The organism is Pseudomonas frederiksbergensis, from assembly GCF_003732275.1.
Classification (GTDB): Bacteria; Pseudomonadota; Gammaproteobacteria; order Pseudomonadales; family Pseudomonadaceae; genus Aquipseudomonas; species Aquipseudomonas frederiksbergensis_H.
Genome location: NZ_MOBM01000005.1, coordinates 93,510 through 112,457, shown reverse-complemented (window position 1 = coordinate 112,457; position 18,948 = coordinate 93,510). Strand labels below are relative to the sequence as shown.

Sequence of the window (18,948 nt, the reverse complement as noted above, 5' to 3'; positions counted from 1 at the left end):
CTCGCTCCCACATTGGACCGTGCCTATCCGAACACCGCGGTCAACTGTGGGAGCGAGCCTGCTCGCGATGAGGGCCTCACATTCAACATCTCTGATGACTGATTAACTGCTATCGCGAGCAGGCTCGCTCCCACAGGGAATCACCAGGTTGTTTATCGTCCGGCAAAGCGCAACCGCGACAACATGCGCAAATCGCCCTGGAGGTAATAGTCATTGGTCCAGCTGTCATCGGCCGCCAATGGCCGGACCTGCTTGAGTTGCAGTTTCTTTGCAAAGTAGCGGAACCGGTAATGCTCGTAAAAGCGCAGCAGTTCGAGCCCGTAACGATCGGCCAGGTCGGTGTCGCCACGGATGATCAGGTAGTTCTCGTCATTGCCGTTGCTGGCCGCCTCGCTGAGGTTGTGGCTGCCGCTGATGATGGTCGGAGTGTCACTGGTGAAGTCGACGACGATGGCTTTGGTATGCACCAGCAGATTGCCCTTCTGGCCTTTCATGTTTTCCTTGAGCCAGCCTTCCAGACCGGTGTTGAGCAGCGCGGTGGCGGCGAACTGAGCAGTGCGGTCGGCGTGGAAACCGGTGATGCTGCTGACGGTGTTTTGCAAGCCGTAACGCAAGATGTCGTCGTGGGGCTGGCCGAGCAAGGCGTTGAGTATTTCGTCCGGCAAGGTGAATGCCGTGACAAACAGCAGGTCCTTTTTGGCGGCGTTGATGATGTCGACGAACTCACGCAAGTCGCCCTGGCCCGAGCGCGGTGAGAAGCCGGCGAACAGCGCCTGGTCCGGCTGCATCGGATTGTGTTCCGTGAGCCATTCCCGTGTGGCACCGACGTCCGCTGGTGCGGCCCAGACTTGCTCGAAAGTTTGCAGATAACTGGCGCCGATCCGAGCATCGTCCAGCACATGCACAACATTGGCCTGACGATAAACGCCGTTGGCGGTGAAATTGGTGCTGCCGCAGAGTACCGCTTCGGGCTGATGCTGCCCTGCCCCGTCGAGTCGGCTCAGGACGATGAATTTGTTGTGGAAAATGTTGTGGGTGACTCGCCCGCGTTTGTTCGCCGCCGGGATTTTTTCCAGGCTGGCTTCGTTCAGCGCCGTGGTGTCTTCGTCCGGTTGGGCGTGGTACAGAACCCGAACCTTTACGCCGCGCTCGAAGGCGGCGTTCACCGCATCAACGATCACTTTCAACTGGTATTCATAAATCGCGATGTCCAGCGCCCACTGGCCATCCTCGGCCCGTTCGATGAACCCCAGCAAGCGTGCGAGCAAACCATTTTCCAACCATTGCCGTGGAGCGTCGGGCCAGGCTTCGATGGGCAGTTTCTTGTTGGTGCTGAGCAGCGCATCGAGATCGGCGAATTTGCGCTGGAAGGCCTGACTCGCGGCCACCGCCCGGTTGAAGATGACGCTCTGGCCCGCTGGAAGGCCATTGTCGGTGGTGAGCGTCACTTCCAGAAACTCACCTAATTGTGGCGCGTCGGCGGTGCCGTAGGCCAGGTGAACCCGATAATGGATCGTCACACCTGGATTGACCGCGTAATCGGCCCAGCGAAATTTCTGTAGCGGCGCGGTATCGCTGGGGGTGGCGTGAAACTGGGGGAACGTATGAGTTTTGCCAGGGAAGGTCAGGCTGTTGAACAGAAACAACCAGGGTTTGCTGCCTTGTTGTTTTTCGATGGCGAAACCCAGCAGACCTTTGCGGCGGGGTTCGGCCACATCGATGGCCAGCAACACACCGTTGGTGCCAGCGTAGGCTTTGACGCGAAAATCGTCCTGGTCGTTGCGGGCTAGAACGCGCATGGGTCACTCCTGTGATTGGCTTGCTTACAGCAGCATAGGGCAGCGATGCAGATGAACTGCGATTATCCGATTCCGAGGTGATGCCATCGCGAGCAGGCTCGCTCCCACATGGGATTTTGAACGCCGCAGATCAAATGTGGGAGCGAGCCTGCTCGCGATGGGGTCAATACTGTCAGCACAAAACTCAACCTGAAATCAGCTCATCGATATGTCGATAATCAACCTGCAACTGCGCTGCCAACACCTTTGCCCGGCCAAGATGAATCGGCCCGCGCTCAATGTCGATCAGCAACCCCGGGCAATCCAGCGCCGGCAACGTTGACCATTCCTTCACCCGCCCATCCGTCACCAGCAGCAGCCGTTGCTGTTCAGCCGGAAAGCGCTTTTGCCGTGCCGCCAGCCAGTGCCCTGCCTCGCCCAGCGCCGCCAGCATCGGCGTTCCGCCACCTGCCCCGAGCCCTTCGAGCCAGTCGCGCAAGCCAGCGGAAGCTTTCAACCCTTGCACCTGCCACTTCGGCACATGACCGCTGGCGGTCAGCAAAGCCAAGCGCGCACGCTGTCGATAGGCATCGTCGAACAGTTGCGCCAACAGTCCCTTGGCATCGCTCAACGCTTGATGGCGTCGTGTCGAGGCCGAGGCGTCGACGATCACCAGCCATAATTCATGAGGACTGCGGGTGCGCAGGTGAAACAGCACATCGTCGCGTTGACGCGGTCGGCCATTGAGCAAAGTGCCGGGCCAATTGATCGATCCGCTACGGGCTGCGTGATGCTTGCCCTGTTTACCGTGATCCAGCCTTCCTGCGCGGGGTCTGGCATTCGCCCCCGCGTCCGATCGAGGGCGAATGCCTAGGGCTTTTTTGGCCAGCTCGGCACTTCACGTCGAGCGCCGACCGGCAGCGCCTGGGCGGGCATTTCGCCCCACTGGCCCTGACCTTCGCTCGGGTTCGAATGCCCGGTGGAGGGCGGCTGCGGTGCCTGGGATTGTTGCGGCGCCGGTGGCGAGTGTTCGCGACGACGATGGCGCAAGGCAAACTCGGCGACCGCGTCGATATCGTCCTCGCTGATCGCGTTTGCGCCCCGCCATGCCGCATGAGCCCGGGCCGCGCGTAACCACACCAGATCGGCTCGCAGGCCATCGACACCGGCAGCAAAGCAACGCTCGGTGATCTGCGCCAGCGCGGCATCGTCGAGGGGAATGTTCGCCAGTGCCGAGCGCGCCTTTTGGCAACGCTCGCGCAGTGCGTGTTGCTGGCTTTCCCACTCGGCGCAGAACCCTTGCGGGTCGCTGTCGAAATCCAGTCGGCGACGGATGATCTGGCCGCGTTCGGCGGGTGCGGTGTGGCCACTGAGGGCGACGTTCAGGCCAAAGCGGTCGAGCAATTGCGGACGCAGTTCGCCCTCTTCCGGGTTCATGGTGCCGATCAGCACAAACTTCGCCGAATGCCGATGGGAAATCCCGTCGCGCTCGATCAGGTTGGTGCCGCTGGCGGCCACGTCGAGCAGCAAATCCACGAGGTGATCGGGCAGTAGATTGACTTCATCGACATACAACACGCCGCCGTCGGCTTTTGCCAGTACGCCGGGAGAAAACTGTGCGCGCCCTTCGCTCAGGGCCGCGTCGAGGTCGAGGGTGCCCACCAATCGTTCTTCGGTGGCGCCCAGGGGCAAGGTGACGAACTGACCGCTGGCCAACAGGTCTGCCAGGCCTCGGGCCAGGGTCGACTTGGCCATGCCGCGCGGGCCTTCGATCAACACGCCACCGATTTTCGGGTCGATGGCGGTCAGGTATAGCGCGAGTTTCAAGTCATCGGCGCCGACCACGGCGGAGAGCGGGAAATGGGGGGTGTCGGTCATTTTCAAATCTCAGTCATGGTCGGTGATCCATCAGCAAATATCACAGGCACCTTCATCCCTGTGGGAGCGGGCTTGCTCGCGAAGGCGGCGTGTCAGCCAACATCAATATTGAATGACCCATCGCATTCGCGAAAAAGCCCGCTCCCACAGGTTTAAGCGCACTAGCCGTCTTCTTCTATGTCCAGCAACAAACTCTCCAGTGCCTCGCGATACTCGCCCGGCTCTTTCCACATTCCCCGCTGCTGTGCTTCGAGCATGCGCTCGGTCATGTCGCGCAGGGCATGGGGATTGTGTTCGCGGACAAACTCCCGGGTCGCTGGATCAAGCAAATAGGCGTCCGCCAGCAACGCATATTGGTGGTCGTCGATCAACTGCGTGGTGGCGTCGAACGCAAACAGGTTATCGACCGTCGCCGCCAGTTCGAACGCGCCTTTATAGCCATGGCGCTTGACCCCGTCGATCCATTTCGGATTGGCCGCACGGGAACGAATCACCCGGTTCAGCTCTTCCTTCAACGTGCGGATCTTCGGCAAGTCCGGCTGACTATGATCGCCGTGATAACTGGCCGCCGCTTCACCGCTGAGGCTTTCGACGGCCGCCAGCATGCCACCCTGGAACTGGTAATAATCGTTGGAATCGAGCAAGTCGTGCTCACGATTGTCCTGGTTTTGCAGCACTGCCTGTACCTGGCTCAGGCGCTGGGCGAACTGTTCGCGGGCGGCGGTGCCGTCATCGGAGCCGCCGTAAGCGTAGCCGCCCCAGTTCAGGTAAACCTCGGCCAGGTCTTCGCGGCTTTGCCACAAGCGACCGTCGATGGCGCCCTGCACGCCCGCGCCGTAAGCACCCGGTTTGGCCCCGAAGATGCGCCAGCCGGCCTGCCGCCGCGCCGCTTCTTCATCCAGACCGGATTCCAGCAGCGCTTCTCGCTCGGCACGGACCTTGGCCGCCAACGGGTTGAGATCGTCCGGTTCATCCAGCGCGGCGACCGCTTGCACAGCGGCGTCGAACAGCCGGATCAGGTTGGCAAAGGCATCGCGGAAAAATCCGGAGACGCGCAAGGTCACGTCCACGCGCGGCCGGTCCAGCAAACTCAACGGCAGAATTTCGAAGTCATCGACGCGCTGGCTGCCGGTAGCCCAGACCGGTCGCACGCCCATCAGCGCCATGGCCTGGGCGATGTCGTCGCCGCCGGTGCGCATGGTCGCAGTGCCCCAGACCGACAGGCCGAGCTGCCGCAGGTGATCGCCGTGGTCCTGCAAGTGCCGCTCAAGAATCAGGTTCGCGGATTGGAAGCCGATGCGCCATGCGGTGGTGGTCGGCAGGTTGCGCACGTCCACCGAATAGAAATTACGCCCGGTGGGCAGCACGTCCAGACGGCCGCGACTCGGTGCGCCGCTCGGGCCGGCGGGGACGAATCGACCGCTGAGGGCGTCGAGCAAGCCGCGCATTTCTGCCGGGCCGCAGGCGTCCAGACGTGGAGCGACAACGTTGCGCAGGCTGTCGATGATGGCGCTCACGTCGGACCAACCACTCTCCTGTGGGAGCGAGCCTGCTCGCGAAAGCGGTGGGTCAATCGACATCAATGTTGAATGATCAACCGATTCGCGAGCAGGCTCGCTCCCACAGGGACCGGGATCGGTTTGAGGCGTGCTCAGTGTCTGCGAGATCAATTGAGCGGCGAACAGTTCCAGACGTTCACGGGTATCACCTGCGGTGCGCCAGACTTCATCGTTGATCGACAACAAGGCATCCGGTCGAGGTCCGCTCCAGGGCTCAGCCAGTGCGCAATCCAGCGGATCGAAACCTAGCACGAACGCCTTGGCCAGCGCCCGCAGCAAGCTCGATTGCGCCCCGCGACCATCGCCGCGAGGAATACGCAGCAAGGCCAATAAGGTATCGATTCGCAACCGCCCTACCGGCGACTCGCCAAACACGTGCAGGCCATCGCGGATCTGCGACTCCTTCAAATCGCACAGGTACGTGTCCAGACGCGGCAACCAGATCGCCGCATCGGCATCGCTGTCGAGCTTCTCGTCCAGTTGCAGTTCACGGTCGATGTGCGTGTCGCGCACCAGTTGCAGGATGTCACGCTGCAACTCCCGGGCGCGGCGCGGATCGAGCAACTGCGCTTCGTAATATTCGTCGGCCAACCATTCGAGATTACGCAGCGGACCGTAGGTTTCGGCGCGGGTCAGTGGCGGCATCAAGTGATCGATGATCACGGCCTGCGTACGACGCTTGGCCTGGGCGCCCTCGCCCGGGTCGTTGACGATAAACGGATAGATGTTCGGCAGCGGCCCGAGCAATGCGTCCGGCCAGCAGTTTTCCGAGAGCCCGACGCCCTTGCCCGGCAGCCATTCGAGGTTGCCGTGCTTGCCCACGTGGATCACGCCGTGAGCGCCGTAGGTGTTGCGCAACCAGAAATAAAACGCCAGATAGCCGTGAGGCGGCACCAGGTCCGGGTCGTGATACACCGCACTCGGGTCAACCTGATAACCCCGGGCCGGCTGAATGCCGACGAAGGTCAGGCCGAAGCGCAGACCGGCAATCATCATTCGCCCGCCACGGAACATTGGATCGTTTTCGGGTGTGCCCCAGCGCTCCAGCACGGCTTGGCGATTAGCCTCGGGCAGCGCGTTGAACATCAGGTTGTAATCGTCCAGCGCGAGGCTTTGATGGCAGGGACGCTGGTCAAGGGTGTCGAGGTCATTGCTGACGCCGCCGAGCAATTGCTGGATCAATGCGGTGCCGCTGTCCGGCAACTCGGCCGGTAGCGGATAACCTTCGGCATGTAGGGCACGGAGGATATTCAGTGCGGCGGCCGGTGTATCGAGACCCACGCCGTTGCCGATACGCCCATCGCGAGTCGGGTAGTTGGCGAGGATCAGGGCGATGCGTTTTTCACTGTTGGGCACCCGCGCCAGATCGGTCCAGCGCCGCGCCAGTTCGGCGACAAAATCCATGCGTTCAGGTTGCGGCCGGTAGCAGACCACATCGGACTGACTGCGCTCGCTGCGCCACGCCAGATCCTTGAAGCTGATCGGCCGACTGATAATTCGCCCGTCCAGCTCCGGCAGCGCGATGTGCATCGCCAGGTCGCGGGGACCGAGCCCCTGTTCGCTGGCGCGCCAACCGGGTTCATTGTCCTGGGCGCAGATCGCCTGAATCACCGGGATATTGCGGCGAAACGGCCGCAGGTGCGGCGCTTCGGGGCTGGACTGGGCGAAACCGGTGGTGTTGAGAATCACCCCCGCCTCGACTTCATCCAGCAAATCCTCGACCACCGTCAGGCAGCCGGGCTCTTTCAAACTGGCCAGCGCAATCGGCAACGGATTCAACCCCGCCGCCTGCAAACGCTGGCAGAAAATATCGATGAAACCAGTGTTCGCCGCCTGCAAATGCGAGCGGTAAAACAGCACTGCCGCCACCGGCTGATCAGCTTGCCAGTCGGCTTGCCAATTCTTCAGTTCTGCGGGGCTTTTTTGCGGGTGGTAGATCGCGGTGCGTGGCAGGGTTTGCGGCTCGGACCATGGGTAGTCGCGGCCCAGCCAGCGATTGGCGAGGCAGCGAAACAGGTCGAGCGCGTTGGCCATGCCGCCCTGACGCAGGAAGTGCCAGAGCCGATCGCGGTCTTGCGCGGTTACGGTGCTCAGGTCACTGAGTTCCGGGTCCGGGCGATCGTCCCCCGGCACCAGAATCAGCTGCACGCCGCGCTCGGACAATTCCACCAGACGCTCGATGCCGTAACGCCAATAGGCGATGCCGCCGTGCAGCGAGATCAGAATCACCTTGGCGTGGCGCAGCACTTCGTCGACGTAGAGATCGACCGAGGCGTGATTCTGCACCTGCATCGGGTTGGCCAGGCGCACGCTCGGGTAATCGTCGGGCAACTGTTGCGCCGCTTCGGCGAGCAACGCCAGGCTGGAATCGCCGCTGCACAGGATCACCAGCTCGGCGGGGGTTTGTCCAAGGTCGGCGATGTTGTCGTCCGACACGAAACCGCCGGGCTGGGTCCTGAGCAGGTGCATGATTTAAACGCTGAGCGCAGCGCGCAATTGCGCTTCGAGCTGAACTGCGTCCAGATCCTGACCGATCAACACCAGACGCGTGGTGCGCGCTTCTTCAGCGCCCCACTGACGGTCGAAGTGCTTGTCGAAACGCGTGCCCACGCCCTGGATCAGCAGGCGCATCGGCTTGTTCGGCACCGCCGCAAAGCCCTTGACCCGCAGGATGCCGTGCTGGACCACCAATTGAGTCAGCGCATCCATCAGCAGGCTTTCGTCGGCTTGCGGCAGTTCGATAGAGATGGAGTCAAACGCGTCATGGTCATGGTCGTCTTCACCTTCATGGTGATGATCGTGATGGCTGTGGCGGCTGTCGATGTGTTCTTCCGAACCGGCGCCAAGGCCGATCAGCACGTCCAGTGGCAGACGACCGCTGCTGGCTTCGATGACTTTCACCGCTGGCGGCAGTTCTTCAGCGACTTCCAGGCGCACGCGGGCCAAGTCCTCAGCGCTGATCAGGTCGGCCTTGTTGAGGATCACCAGGTCAGCGCTGGCCAGTTGGTCGGCGAACAGCTCGTGCAGTGGCGATTCGTGGTCCAGGTTCGGATCGAGTTTGCGCATGGCATCGACCTGATCCGGGAACGCAGCGAAGGTGCCAGCAGCGACGGCCGGGCTGTCGACCACGGTGATCACCGCGTCAACGGTGCAGGCGCTGCGGATTTCTGGCCACTGGAAGGCTTGAACCAAAGGTTTTGGCAGGGCCAGGCCCGAAGTTTCGATGAGGATGTGGTCGAGGTCGCCGCGACGAGCGACCAGTTCGCGCATCACCGGGAAGAATTCTTCCTGAACCGTGCAGCACAGGCAGCCGTTGGCCAGTTCGTAGACGCGACCGTTGGCTTCTTCTTCAGTGCAACCGATCGAGCACTGCTTGAGGATTTCGCCGTCGATGCCCAGCTCGCCGAACTCGTTGACGATCACCGCGATGCGACGGCCCTGGGCGTTGTCGAGCATGTGGCGCAGCAAGGTGGTTTTGCCCGAGCCGAGGAAGCCGGTAACGATGGTGACGGGGAGTTTGGCCAGTGTTTTCATCGGATGCCCTTTGGCAAGGTGGCGGGCATACGGGACGACAATCGCAGCGGCAGGTGCGCGCGCAAGAGTTCCGCCACCGGATCACCCCGCCCGGTTGTAGTGAGAATCTGTGTCGAGGCAGGTCTCCTGGCTGACGGTGTGCCAATCGTTCGACTGGCGTTTGCTGCGCCTTCCCGCGAACCTGATGGATCAGGGCTTGCAGTGGCGTGGCAGCGAACATCACCGTTCACAGTTGCGGGGGCAGCCGCGGCATCGACCGCGTTCCCTTCTTAGCTTCGGCAGATGCCGAAGAACCTCGAAAGCGCAAGGCTACGCATCGTGTGGGGGCGGGTCAATGTCTTGTATCGCCGCCACCGGCCCCATCGCGAGCAGGCTCGCTCCCACATTGAAATGCGGTCACCTGTGGGAGCGAGCCTGCTCGCGATGGAATCGCCTCGGTATCGCGTTGAGAACCCTTGCCAATTGACGCCCAACCCCCGCCCATGCTCTCCTACACACCTTGTTACGGGTGCCCTTCACAGGGTGAAACGGGAAACCGGTGAATCATGTGCTTTACTCTAAAGCCATGTCAGTCCGGTGCTGCCCCCGCAACGGTAAGCGAGTGAAGCGTCAGATCCACTGTGCCCGTCATACGGCATGGGAAGGTGATGCTTGCAGGTTTCGGCGCAAGCCCTGCCCCTCGCGAGCCCGGAGACCGGCCCGCAACACAAAGTGACTTTTACGTTCACTGAATAACAAACCCGCGGTGGGCGGGCGCTGTTCGAAATCTCTGCGTGCCCCGGCGTGCGGAGGTTTTCATGCGCTCTATTCACCCGCTGACAGACCAGAGGGAAGCGCCATGTCGATCATCAGCAGCACCGGCAGCAACACCGATAAAAAAAGCACAATCAGCACCACCACAACCCTGAGCCAACGCCTGACCGCCGCTTTTTGTGCGTCGATCCTTGGCGCTAGCCTTGTGTACTTCGCCGGTTTCTCCCACATCGAAGCGGTACACAACGCCGCGCATGATACCCGTCACAGCTCCGCCTTTCCGTGCCATTGAGACCTGCTGACATGATCAAGCGTATTGCGCAAACCGCAGGTTTCACCGGGCTGCTGGCCGCCCTGCTATTGACCCTGCTGCAAAGCTTCTGGGTGGCGCCGCTGATCTTGCAGGCCGAGACCTACGAAAAGTCCGAGCCGGCCGCTGTTGAAATCCACGAGCACGCCGCTGGCGCTGTCACCGCTCATACCCATGATGCCGAAGCCTGGGAGCCGGAAGACGGCTGGCAGCGCGTGCTGTCGACCACCGGCGGCAATCTGGTGGTAGCGGTCGGTTTCGCTCTGATGCTGGCAGGTCTCTACACCTTGCGCGCTCCACGCCGTACTTCCCAAGGCCTGCTTTGGGGTCTGGCCGGTTATGCGACGTTCGTGCTGGCGCCAACCCTCGGCCTGCCACCTGAGCTGCCGGGCACTGCCGCAGCGGATCTGGCGCAACGGCAGATCTGGTGGATTGGCACTGCCGCGTCCACCGCTGTCGGCATCGCGCTGATTGTGTTCAGCCGCCACTGGCTGATGAAAATCCTCGGCGTGGCAATCCTGGCCGTGCCTCATGTGATCGGTGCACCGCAACCGGAAGTCCATTCGATGCTGGCGCCGCAAGCCCTGGAAGCGCAATTCAAAATCGCTTCGCAGCTGACCAACATGGCGTTCTGGCTGGCCCTGGGCCTGATCAGCGCCTGGTTGTTCCGCCGCAAAAGCGATGGCCAATACTCCGCATGACTGACCTCAGCGCAGCGCCGACCCTGGTGGTCGGTCTGGGCTGCCAGCGCGGCTGCCCCGTCAGCACGCTGCGGGCGCTGCTTGATCAGGCATTACAGGCTCATCAAATCGAGCTTCGTGAGATCAAGGCCCTGGCCAGTATCGACCTCAAGCGCGAAGAACCCGCCCTGATCGAACTGGCCGAACAGCTGGCATTGCCGTTGATGTACTTCAGCAGCGAACAATTGGCCGGTTATGAACCGCAACTCAGCCACCACTCGGACATCGCGTTCGAACGCACCGGCTGTTACGGCGTAGCGGAAAGTGCCGCGCTGGCACTGGCCGAACAATTGGCTCAGGCACCGGCAAAGTTGCTGATTCCACGACAAAAATACGCCCAGGCCACCCTGGCATTGGCCAGTGCCGCGTAAAATCCCCGATAATCCTCGCCTTCAATCATGAGCAATCTTCATCTGAAGCGTGCCCATGCCCTTTTTCTGACAGGAAACGACGATGACCGTCTACTTTATTGGCGCAGGCCCCGGCGACCCGGAACTGATCACCGTCAAAGGCCAGCGGCTGATTCGTAGCTGCCCGGTCATCATCTATGCAGGCTCCCTGGTCCCCGCCGCCGTGCTGGAGGGCCACCAGGCCGAACAGGTGGTCAACAGCGCCGAGTTGCACCTGGAACAGATCATCGAGCTGATCAAGACCGCCCATGCCAATGGCCAGAACGTGGCACGGGTGCATTCCGGCGATCCGAGCCTGTACGGCGCGATTGGCGAGCAGATCCGCTACCTGCGTGAACTCGACATCCCTTTCGAAATCATTCCCGGCGTCACCGCCACCGCCGCCTGCGCAGCGCTTTTGGGTGCGGAACTGACCTTGCCGGACGTGTCACAGAGCGTGATTCTGACCCGCTACGCCGACAAGACTGCGATGCCGGCCGGTGAAGAGCTCGGTAATCTGGCGCAGCATGGGGCGACCATGGCGATCCACTTGGGGGTCAATCATCTGGAGAAGATCCTCGTCCAATTGCTGCCGCACTACGGCGCCGACTGCCCGATCGCGGTGATTCACCGGGCGACCTGGCCGGATCAGGATTGGGTGGTGGGGACGTTTGAGGACATTGCACAGAAGGTTCAAGCCAAAGGGTTTCGCCGGACGGCGTTGATTCTGGTGGGTCGGGTGTTGGGCAGCGATCACTTCAGTGAGTCGTCGCTGTATCGCGCGGGGCATGCGCACCTCTACAGACCCTGAAGCACTTGTGGCGAGGGAGCTTGCTCCCGCTGGACCGCGCAGCGGTCCCAAAATCAGCCAACGCATTCATCACGGGAAATGCATCGGCTGGATTGCGACTGCTTCGCAGTCGAGCGGGAGCAAGCTCCCTCGCCACGGGTTATCGATCACCCATAAAAAAACGGTGCTCACGGGCACCGTTTTTTTATGTTTGCAGCGAACACCTTAGTAGTAGGCGTTTTCTTTCTGCGTGTGGTCGGTCACGTCACGAACACCCTTGAGTTCGGGAATACGCTCGAGCAAGGTGCGCTCGATGCCTTCCTTCAGGGTAACGTCTGCCTGGCCGCAGCCCTGGCAACCACCGCCGAACTTCAGCACGGCAATACCGTCTTCAACCACATCGATCAGGCTGACCTGACCGCCGTGGCTGGCCAGCCCCGGGTTGATCTCGGTTTGCAGGTAGTAGTTGATGCGCTCATTGACCGGGCTGTCGGCGTTGACCATCGGTACTTTGGCGTTTGGCGCCTTGATGGTCAGTTGGCCGCCCATGCGGTCGGTGGCGTAGTCGACTACCGCGTCGTCCAGAAATGCTTCGCTGAACGAGTCGATGTAAGCGGTGAAGCTTTTGAGCCCCAGCGCCGTGTCTTCAGGTTTTTCTTCGCCCGGCTTGCAGTAGGCAATGCAGGTTTCGGCGTACTGGGTGCCAGGCTGGGTGATAAAGACGCGGATGCCGATACCCGGGGTGTTCTGCTTGGAGAGCAGATCAGCCAGGTAATCGTGGGCGGCGTCGGTAATGGTAATAGCGGTCATGGAAACTCCTCGCAGGCTTGGACGCAGTTTACGCCAATCATCGCGCCGGACAAAGTCCTAGTATTTTTGTCGGGAAAGCGCAGCTGATCCAATGTGGGAGCGGGCTTGCTCGCGAAGGCGGCGACACAACCAACATTGATGTTGCCAGACACACCGCTTTCGCGAGCAAGCCCGCTCCCACACGGGATCGCAGGCACCTCTAAATTCCGTGCGTCAAAGATTCTCATAGCGGTTCATGTCCAGCACGCCCTCTTCCACAGGGTCGGTGTCGTGGATGTAGCGGCTCAGATCGTGGAAATACTGCCAGAACTGCGGATGGCTGCGGCGAATGCCCCAGCGTTCGACGACTTTCTCGAAACTGGCGGCGTCCCTGGCATTTTCCATCGCGTCGACGAACGCGGGCACTTGCCCGGCCGGGATGTTGAACATGAAGTTCGGATAACTGCTGAGAACACCCGGATAAATCGTCAACGTATCGAGCCCCGGCTGATAACGCAGCGACTCACCGAGCAGGAACGCCACGTTGCTGTGGGCGCGGTTGCGCAGCAGGCTGTAGACCTCGCGCTTGCCGCTTTGGGTCTCGATACGCAACATCGTGGCTTCCGGCAACTGATCGATAACCTTCAGCCCCGCAGCCGGACGTGAAGTCAGGCGGCTCAAGGCCTGCTCGGCGTTCTGCAACGCCAGGTCGATGTTCGGCCGCGAGCAATAAGCACCGTCGCAACGGTTGATCGGGTCGGGCCTGGCATTGAGGTCGCCGTACCGGGCCAGCAATTGCAGGGCGAAATCGCGTTTCGGGTCCTTTTCGTTCAGCGTCAGCGCCGTTGGTTTGTCGTTATCTATGTACTCATAATCCAGCCACATCTTGAACTTGCCGCCGTTCTGATACCAATCGTCGAGGTAACCGTCCCGTGAATCGGCCGGCATCAGACGCAAGAAGTTCTGCTCGGCACCGTTGCGAATCAGGTCGAAGTACAGCCGGGTCTGGGCTTGATGGGACACGTTGCCGAACACATCGAAGTTGACCGCCAATTGGTAATAGGTGCGTTCCAGCAACGGGTAATCGAACAGCCAAATGGTTTGCGGCACGTCACCGATCAGGCCTTTGTTCACTGAGGCGCTGTCGAAATGCCGGAAGATGCTCAGCAGCGCGTTGTCATTGCCGGCCCACAGGGTCGACCAGCTCGGTGCCGGCAGGTCGGCGTAGCTGTCGCGGCGCAAGGCTTCGTACTCGTTGCGTTTGTTGCGGTAGTCGCGCCACAGGCTCAGGACACTGCCGACGTCATCGTTCTGCCCCGGCATCGCCAGCAACGGCGTGGCCTGGCCACGATAGTTCGGGTCGGTGATGTAAAGGTCATGCTCCGGGGCCTGGAACAGCGCCCAGAAGTTGTCGCGAATCACGTCGGTGGCGATCTGGCCGCGGCAGACCGGACCACGAATAAAGGTGCGCACGAAGTACTCGGCGTTATCGAGCATGAACTGGTAACGCGCCTGAGCCGGGATGCCCTCAAAGGTCGTGAACGGATTGGCCCGTCGCTCCGGCCCGTAACCTGGCAGCGCGTTGACCTGCCAATTGCCGCTGTAAAACAGGCTTTTGATCCGCGCCATCTTCGCCGCGCTCAGCGGATAGGTGATGTGCGTCTTGTGTACGATCACGCCTTGCACCGACCATAGGCGGTAATAGACCTGAGTGCCCGGATCGTCATTCGGACGGCGAGTGTTGATCAGATCGATCGGCTGCCCCGTCGGCGTGCGCGAACGCACCCACTGAAAGAAATGCCCCGGCTCGCCGTCCTTGAAATAGATGTGCGCCAAAAACCAGTGCTCGAACAACCAGCGCCCGACCAGGCTCTCCCGGGCGCCCGGCGCGTTGAGCAGGTTTTCCCACTGCACCACCTGCAAGGCTTCCTTGGCGCTGGGCACCAGGCCCTGCTCATCGATTGGCGCACCGGAGGCCAGCCAGCGTTGCAACGTCTGGTATTGCTGATCGGTCAGGCCGGTGACCGCCAACGGCATGCCTTCTTTCGGGTGGGAGCCGGCATAGCCGTCGAACTCCGCCGGCATGGCGCACATGTTTTCCCGGTTCAGGCCCAGGACGATGTCTTCCGGCAATTTGGCATTGGGTTGCAACGGGGTTTTGTGGCCCAGTTCGAGCATCCGCGCCATCAGCGCCGCCTGACTGCCTTGGGCGTCGAGCACCGAATAAAAACCCTTTTGCTGCCAGGCACGCTTGCCAAAGGCGTCATAAAACAGCCGGGTCGGCGCTGCGGCCTGGCGGCGCTCGCCGTCATAGACAGGCATCTTCGTCGCACCTCGGGCCGCCCCTTCGCCACTGCCCAGATTGAGCTGACAGGCGGAGTCGTAGCAGGCATGGCAGGCCACGCACTTTTCGGTGAAGATCGGTTGAATGTCGCGGACGTAGGAAATATCCGGACCTTGTGCAGCGGCGCCCCCGCTTAAAAACAGCATCAATAGGCTGGTGACGACGCGATACGACATATCCCTGGTCCTGATCATGAGAAAACGCCGCGATTCTACCGGTCTGGACCGGGCACCAACATGAACGATATTCATGCAAAACCCGCACATGCTCCAAAAGCGCACAGGTTTGTTATCATCCCGGCCCTTCGTCATGGCCTTACCGAGTAGTCCAAATGTCCGATCGCAGCGTTCGCCTTCAAGCTCTCAAGCACGCCCTCAAAGAGCGCATCCTGATTCTCGATGGCGGCATGGGTACGATGATCCAGAGCTACAAGCTCGAGGAGCAGGATTACCGTGGCAAACGCTTCGCCGACTGGCCGAGCGATGTAAAAGGCAACAACGACCTGTTGGTGCTGACGCGCCCGGACGTGATTGGCGCTATTGAAAAAGCCTACCTGGATGCCGGCGCCGACATTCTGGAAACCAACACCTTCAATGCCACCCAGGTGTCCCAGGCCGACTACGGCATGCAGGGCCTGGCGTACGAACTCAACGTAGAAGGCGCACGCCTGGCGCGCAAGGTGGCGGACGCCAAGACCCTGGAAACCCCGGACAAGCCGCGTTTCGTCGCCGGCGTGCTCGGCCCTACCAGTCGCACCTGTTCGCTGTCGCCTGACGTGAACAACCCCGGCTACCGCAACGTGACTTTCGATGAACTGGTGGAGAACTACACCGAGGCCACCAAAGGCCTGATCGAAGGCGGTGCCGACCTGATCCTGATCGAAACCATCTTCGATACCCTCAACGCCAAAGCCGCGATCTTCGCTGTGCAGGGTGTTTATGAGGAGTTAGGCGTCGAGTTGCCGATCATGATCTCCGGCACCATCACCGACGCTTCTGGCCGCACCCTCTCCGGCCAGACCACCGAAGCGTTCTGGAACTCGGTGGCTCACGCCAAGCCGATCTCCGTCGGCCTGAACTGCGCCCTTGGCGCCAGTGAACTGCGCCCGTACCTGGAAGAACTGTCGAACAAGGCCAGCACCTACGTGTCGGCGCACCCGAACGCCGGCCTGCCGAACGAATTCGGCGAGTACGACGAACTGCCGGCCCAAACCGCCAAGGTCATCGAAGAATTCGCCCAAAGCGGCTTCCTGAACATCGTTGGCGGCTGCTGCGGCACCACGCCGGGGCACATCGAAGCCATCGCCAAAGCGGTGGCCGGTTATGCGCCGCGCGAGATTCCGGACATTCCCAAGGCTTGCCGCCTGTCGGGCCTGGAACCGTTCACCATTGATCGCAGCTCCTTGTTCGTCAACGTCGGCGAGCGGACCAACATCACCGGTTCCGCCAAATTCGCCCGTCTGATCCGTGAAGACAACTACACCGAAGCCCTGGAAGTCGCCCTGCAGCAGGTCGAAGCCGGCGCCCAGGTGATCGACATCAACATGGACGAAGGGATGCTCGATTCGAAGAAGGCCATGGTGACCTTCCTCAATCTGATTGCCGGTGAACCGGACATCTCCCGCGTCCCGATCATGATCGACTCCTCCAAATGGGAAGTGATCGAAGCCGGCCTCAAGTGCATCCAGGGCAAGGGCATCGTCAACTCGATCAGTATGAAAGAAGGCGTCGAGCAGTTCATTCATCACGCCAAACTGTGCAAGCGCTACGGCGCCGCGGTGGTGGTGATGGCTTTCGACGAAGCCGGCCAGGCCGACACCGAAGCGCGCAAGAAAGAGATCTGCAAACGCTCCTACGACATTCTGGTCAACGACGTCGGCTTCCCGCCGGAAGACATCATTTTCGACCCGAACATCTTCGCCGTGGCCACCGGTATCGAAGAACACAACAACTACGCAGTGGACTTCATCAACGCCTGTGCCTATATCCGCGACGAACTGCCGTACGCCCTGACCTCCGGCGGCGTGTCGAACGTGTCGTTTTCGTTCCGTGGCAACAACCCGGTGCGCGAGGCGATTCATTCGGTGTTCCTGCTGTATGCGATCCGCAACGGCCTGACCATGGGTATCGTCAACGCCGGTCAGCTGGAGATCTACGACCAGATCCCAACCGAACTGCGCGATGCCGTCGAAGACGTGATCCTCAACCGTACCCCGGAAGGCACCGACGCCCTCCTCGCCATCGCCGACAAGTACAAGGGCGACGGCAGCGTCAAGGAAGCCGAGACCGAAGAGTGGCGCAACTGGGACGTCAACAAGCGTCTGGAACATGCGCTGGTCAAGGGCATCACCACCCACATCGTCGAAGACACCGAAGAGTCGCGCCTGTCCTTTGCACGTCCGATCGAAGTGATCGAAGGCCCGCTGATGTCCGGCATGAACATCGTCGGCGACCTGTTCGGCGCCGGCAAAATGTTCCTGCCGCAGGTGGTGAAATCCGCCCGCGTGATGAAGCAGGCCGTGGCCCACTTGATCCCGTTCATCGAGCTGGAAAAAGGCGACAAGCCGGAGGCCAAGGGCAAGATCCTCATGGCGACGGTCAAGGGCGACGTGCATGACATCGGCAAGAACATCGTCGGCGTGGTGCTGGGCTGCAACGGCTATGACATCGTCGACCTCGGCGTGATGGTGCCGGCGGAGAAGATCCTGCAGGTCGCCAAGGAACAGAAGTGCGACATCATCGGCCTGTCCGGTTTGATCACGCCTTCGCTGGATGAAATGGTTCACGTGGCCCGCGAGATGCAGCGTCAGGATTTCCATTTGCCGCTGATGATCGGTGGCGCGACCACGTCCAAGGCGCACACGGCGGTGAAGATCGAGCCCAAGTACAGCAACGACGCAGTGATCTACGTGACCGACGCCTCCCGCGCTGTAGGCGTGGCGACGCAGTTGCTGTCCAAGGAACTGAAGGCCGGTTTCGTCGAGAAGACTCGCCTGGAATACATCGACGTTCGCGAGCGCACCGCCAACCGCAGCGCCCGCACCGAACGCCTGAGCTACCCGGTGGCCATCGCGAAGAAGCCGCAGTTCGACTGGGGCAGCTACGAACCGGTCAAGCCGACGTTCACCGGCGCCAAGGTGCTGGATAACATCGACCTGAAGGTTTTGGCCGAATACATCGACTGGACGCCGTTCTTCATCTCCTGGGACCTGGCCGGCAAGTTTCCGCGCATCCTCAAAGACGAAGTGGTCGGTGAAGCCGCCACCGCGCTGTACGCCGATGCCCAGGAAATGCTCGCCAAACTGATCGACGAAAAACTCATCAGCGCACGTGCGGTATTCGGTTTCTGGCCGGCCAATCAGGTGCGTGACGATGACATCGAAGTCTACGGCGATGACGGCAAGCCATTGGCCAAGCTGCACCACTTGCGTCAGCAGATCATCAAGACCGATGGCAAGCCGAACTTCTCCCTGGCCGACTTCGTTGCGCCCAAAGACAGCGGCGTGACCGACTATGTGGGGGGCTTTATCACCACCGCCGGGATCGGCGCCGAAGAAGTGGCCAAGGCCTATCAGGAAGCGGGCGACGACTACAACTCGATCATGGTCAAGGCCCTGGCCGACCGCTTGGCCGAGGCCTGTGCCGAATGGTTGCACCAACAGGTTCGTAAAGACTACTGGGGCTATGCCAAGGACGAGACGCTGGACAACGAGGCGTTGATCAAAGAGCAATACACCGGCATCCGCCCTGCTCCGGGCTATCCGGCGTGCCCGGATCACACCGAGAAAGCCACGCTGTTCAAACTGCTGGACCCGGAAGCGGAAGAACTAAAGGCCGGCCGCAGCGGCGTGTTCCTCACCGAGCACTACGCCATGTTCCCGGCGGCAGCGGTCAGCGGCTGGTACTTCGCTCACCCACAGGCGCAGTATTTTGCCGTGGGCAAGATCGACAAGGATCAGGTGCAGAGCTACACCTCGCGCAAAGGTCAGGAATTGAGCGTGACCGAGCGCTGGCTGGCGCCTAACCTGGGTTACGACAACTGAGACACCCTTGAAATCAGGATTCCGGCGCCGGTTAACCCGGCG

At 61.2% G+C, this 18,948-nt stretch carries 12 protein-coding genes and 2 riboswitches; of the genes, 5 read left to right on the top strand and 7 right to left on the bottom strand.

Features of this window, described 5'->3' with window-relative positions; translation table 11 throughout:
- Positions 1-152: 152 nt before the first annotated feature.
- The 5 genes from BK662_RS03430 to cobW all read right to left on the bottom strand — a co-directional run bounded on the left by BK662_RS03430 (position 153) and on the right by cobW (position 8,749).
- Positions 153-1,799: a phospholipase D-like domain-containing protein gene (locus tag BK662_RS03430; RefSeq protein ID WP_123356720.1), complete on the bottom strand. Its 1,647-nt coding sequence runs from the start codon at positions 1,797-1,799 to the stop codon at positions 153-155.
- A 184-nt stretch (positions 1,800-1,983) separates the two neighbouring features.
- Positions 1,984-2,529 (bottom strand): vWA domain-containing protein, encoded by a 546-nt coding sequence (locus BK662_RS03425; protein ID WP_123356718.1) that lies wholly within the window; start codon positions 2,527-2,529, stop codon positions 1,984-1,986.
- Positions 2,530-2,648: 119 nt separating this feature from the next.
- Positions 2,649-3,656, bottom strand: a complete 1,008-nt coding sequence (locus BK662_RS03420; protein WP_123356716.1) for a magnesium chelatase ATPase subunit I — start codon at positions 3,654-3,656, stop codon at positions 2,649-2,651.
- 161 nt (positions 3,657-3,817) lie between these two features.
- The gene (gene cobN / locus BK662_RS03415) at positions 3,818-7,684 is read right to left on the bottom strand and encodes a cobaltochelatase subunit CobN (RefSeq protein ID WP_123356714.1); all 3,867 of its coding nucleotides are present in this window, start codon (positions 7,682-7,684) and stop codon (positions 3,818-3,820) included.
- A gap of 3 nt (positions 7,685-7,687) precedes the next feature.
- Positions 7,688-8,749, bottom strand: a complete 1,062-nt coding sequence (gene cobW / locus BK662_RS03410) for a cobalamin biosynthesis protein CobW (RefSeq protein ID WP_123356712.1) — start codon at positions 8,747-8,749, stop codon at positions 7,688-7,690.
- Positions 8,750-8,848: 99 nt separating this feature from the next.
- Positions 8,849-9,062, bottom strand: a riboswitch (cobalamin riboswitch).
- Positions 9,063-9,238: 176 nt separating this feature from the next.
- A riboswitch (cobalamin riboswitch) is annotated at positions 9,239-9,466 on the top strand.
- A gap of 121 nt (positions 9,467-9,587) precedes the next feature.
- On the opposite strand from cobW, the gene BK662_RS03405 reads away from it, so the two are divergent.
- The 4 genes from BK662_RS03405 (at position 9,588) to cobM (ending at position 11,752) form a co-directional block, all read left to right on the top strand.
- The gene (locus BK662_RS03405; RefSeq protein WP_038982947.1) at positions 9,588-9,794 is read left to right on the top strand and encodes a CbtB domain-containing protein; all 207 of its coding nucleotides are present in this window, start codon (positions 9,588-9,590) and stop codon (positions 9,792-9,794) included.
- A gap of 11 nt (positions 9,795-9,805) precedes the next feature.
- A complete protein-coding gene (locus BK662_RS03400) occupies positions 9,806-10,513 on the top strand; it encodes a CbtA family protein (RefSeq protein ID WP_123356710.1) in 708 nt (235 codons plus the stop codon).
- Positions 10,510-10,923, top strand: a complete 414-nt coding sequence (locus tag BK662_RS03395) for a cobalamin biosynthesis protein (protein WP_123356708.1) — start codon at positions 10,510-10,512, stop codon at positions 10,921-10,923. Before BK662_RS03400 ends, BK662_RS03395 begins: the two co-directional genes overlap by 4 nt.
- Before the next feature lie 82 nt (positions 10,924-11,005).
- Positions 11,006-11,752 carry a precorrin-4 C(11)-methyltransferase gene (gene cobM / locus BK662_RS03390; RefSeq protein ID WP_123356706.1) on the top strand — a complete coding sequence of 249 codons (747 nt, stop codon included), beginning with the start codon at positions 11,006-11,008 and terminating at the stop codon, positions 11,750-11,752.
- A gap of 204 nt (positions 11,753-11,956) precedes the next feature.
- Here cobM and nfuA read toward each other — a convergent pair whose 3' ends face one another.
- Complete coding sequence (gene nfuA, locus BK662_RS03385; protein WP_007946504.1) at positions 11,957-12,541, bottom strand: Fe-S biogenesis protein NfuA; 585 nt, start codon at positions 12,539-12,541, stop codon at positions 11,957-11,959.
- 213 nt (positions 12,542-12,754) lie between these two features.
- Positions 12,755-15,040 carry a fatty acid cis/trans isomerase gene (locus BK662_RS03375; protein WP_123356701.1) on the bottom strand — a complete coding sequence of 762 codons (2,286 nt, stop codon included), beginning with the start codon at positions 15,038-15,040 and terminating at the stop codon, positions 12,755-12,757.
- 155 nt (positions 15,041-15,195) lie between these two features.
- On the opposite strand from BK662_RS03375, the gene metH reads away from it, so the two are divergent.
- A complete protein-coding gene (gene metH, locus BK662_RS03370) occupies positions 15,196-18,906 on the top strand; it encodes a methionine synthase (protein WP_123356700.1) in 3,711 nt (1,236 codons plus the stop codon).
- The last annotated feature ends 42 nt before the right edge of the window (positions 18,907-18,948 follow it).

Coding starts and splice junctions, on each gene's coding strand:
- BK662_RS03430 (WP_123356720.1), bottom strand. CDS start 1,799: ATGCGCGTTCTAGCCCGCAACGACCAGGACGATTTTCGCGTCAAAGCC.
- BK662_RS03420 (WP_123356716.1), bottom strand. CDS start 3,656: ATGACCGACACCCCCCATTTCCCGCTCTCCGCCGTGGTCGGCGCCGAT.
- cobN (WP_123356714.1), bottom strand. CDS start 7,684: ATGCACCTGCTCAGGACCCAGCCCGGCGGTTTCGTGTCGGACGACAAC.
- cobW (WP_123356712.1), bottom strand. CDS start 8,749: ATGAAAACACTGGCCAAACTCCCCGTCACCATCGTTACCGGCTTCCTC.
- BK662_RS03405 (WP_038982947.1), top strand. CDS start 9,588: ATGTCGATCATCAGCAGCACCGGCAGCAACACCGATAAAAAAAGCACA.
- BK662_RS03400 (WP_123356710.1), top strand. CDS start 9,806: ATGATCAAGCGTATTGCGCAAACCGCAGGTTTCACCGGGCTGCTGGCC.
- BK662_RS03395 (WP_123356708.1), top strand. CDS start 10,510: ATGACTGACCTCAGCGCAGCGCCGACCCTGGTGGTCGGTCTGGGCTGC.
- cobM (WP_123356706.1), top strand. CDS start 11,006: ATGACCGTCTACTTTATTGGCGCAGGCCCCGGCGACCCGGAACTGATC.
- nfuA (WP_007946504.1), bottom strand. CDS start 12,541: ATGACCGCTATTACCATTACCGACGCCGCCCACGATTACCTGGCTGAT.
- BK662_RS03375 (WP_123356701.1), bottom strand. CDS start 15,040: ATGTCGTATCGCGTCGTCACCAGCCTATTGATGCTGTTTTTAAGCGGG.
- metH (WP_123356700.1), top strand. CDS start 15,196: ATGTCCGATCGCAGCGTTCGCCTTCAAGCTCTCAAGCACGCCCTCAAA.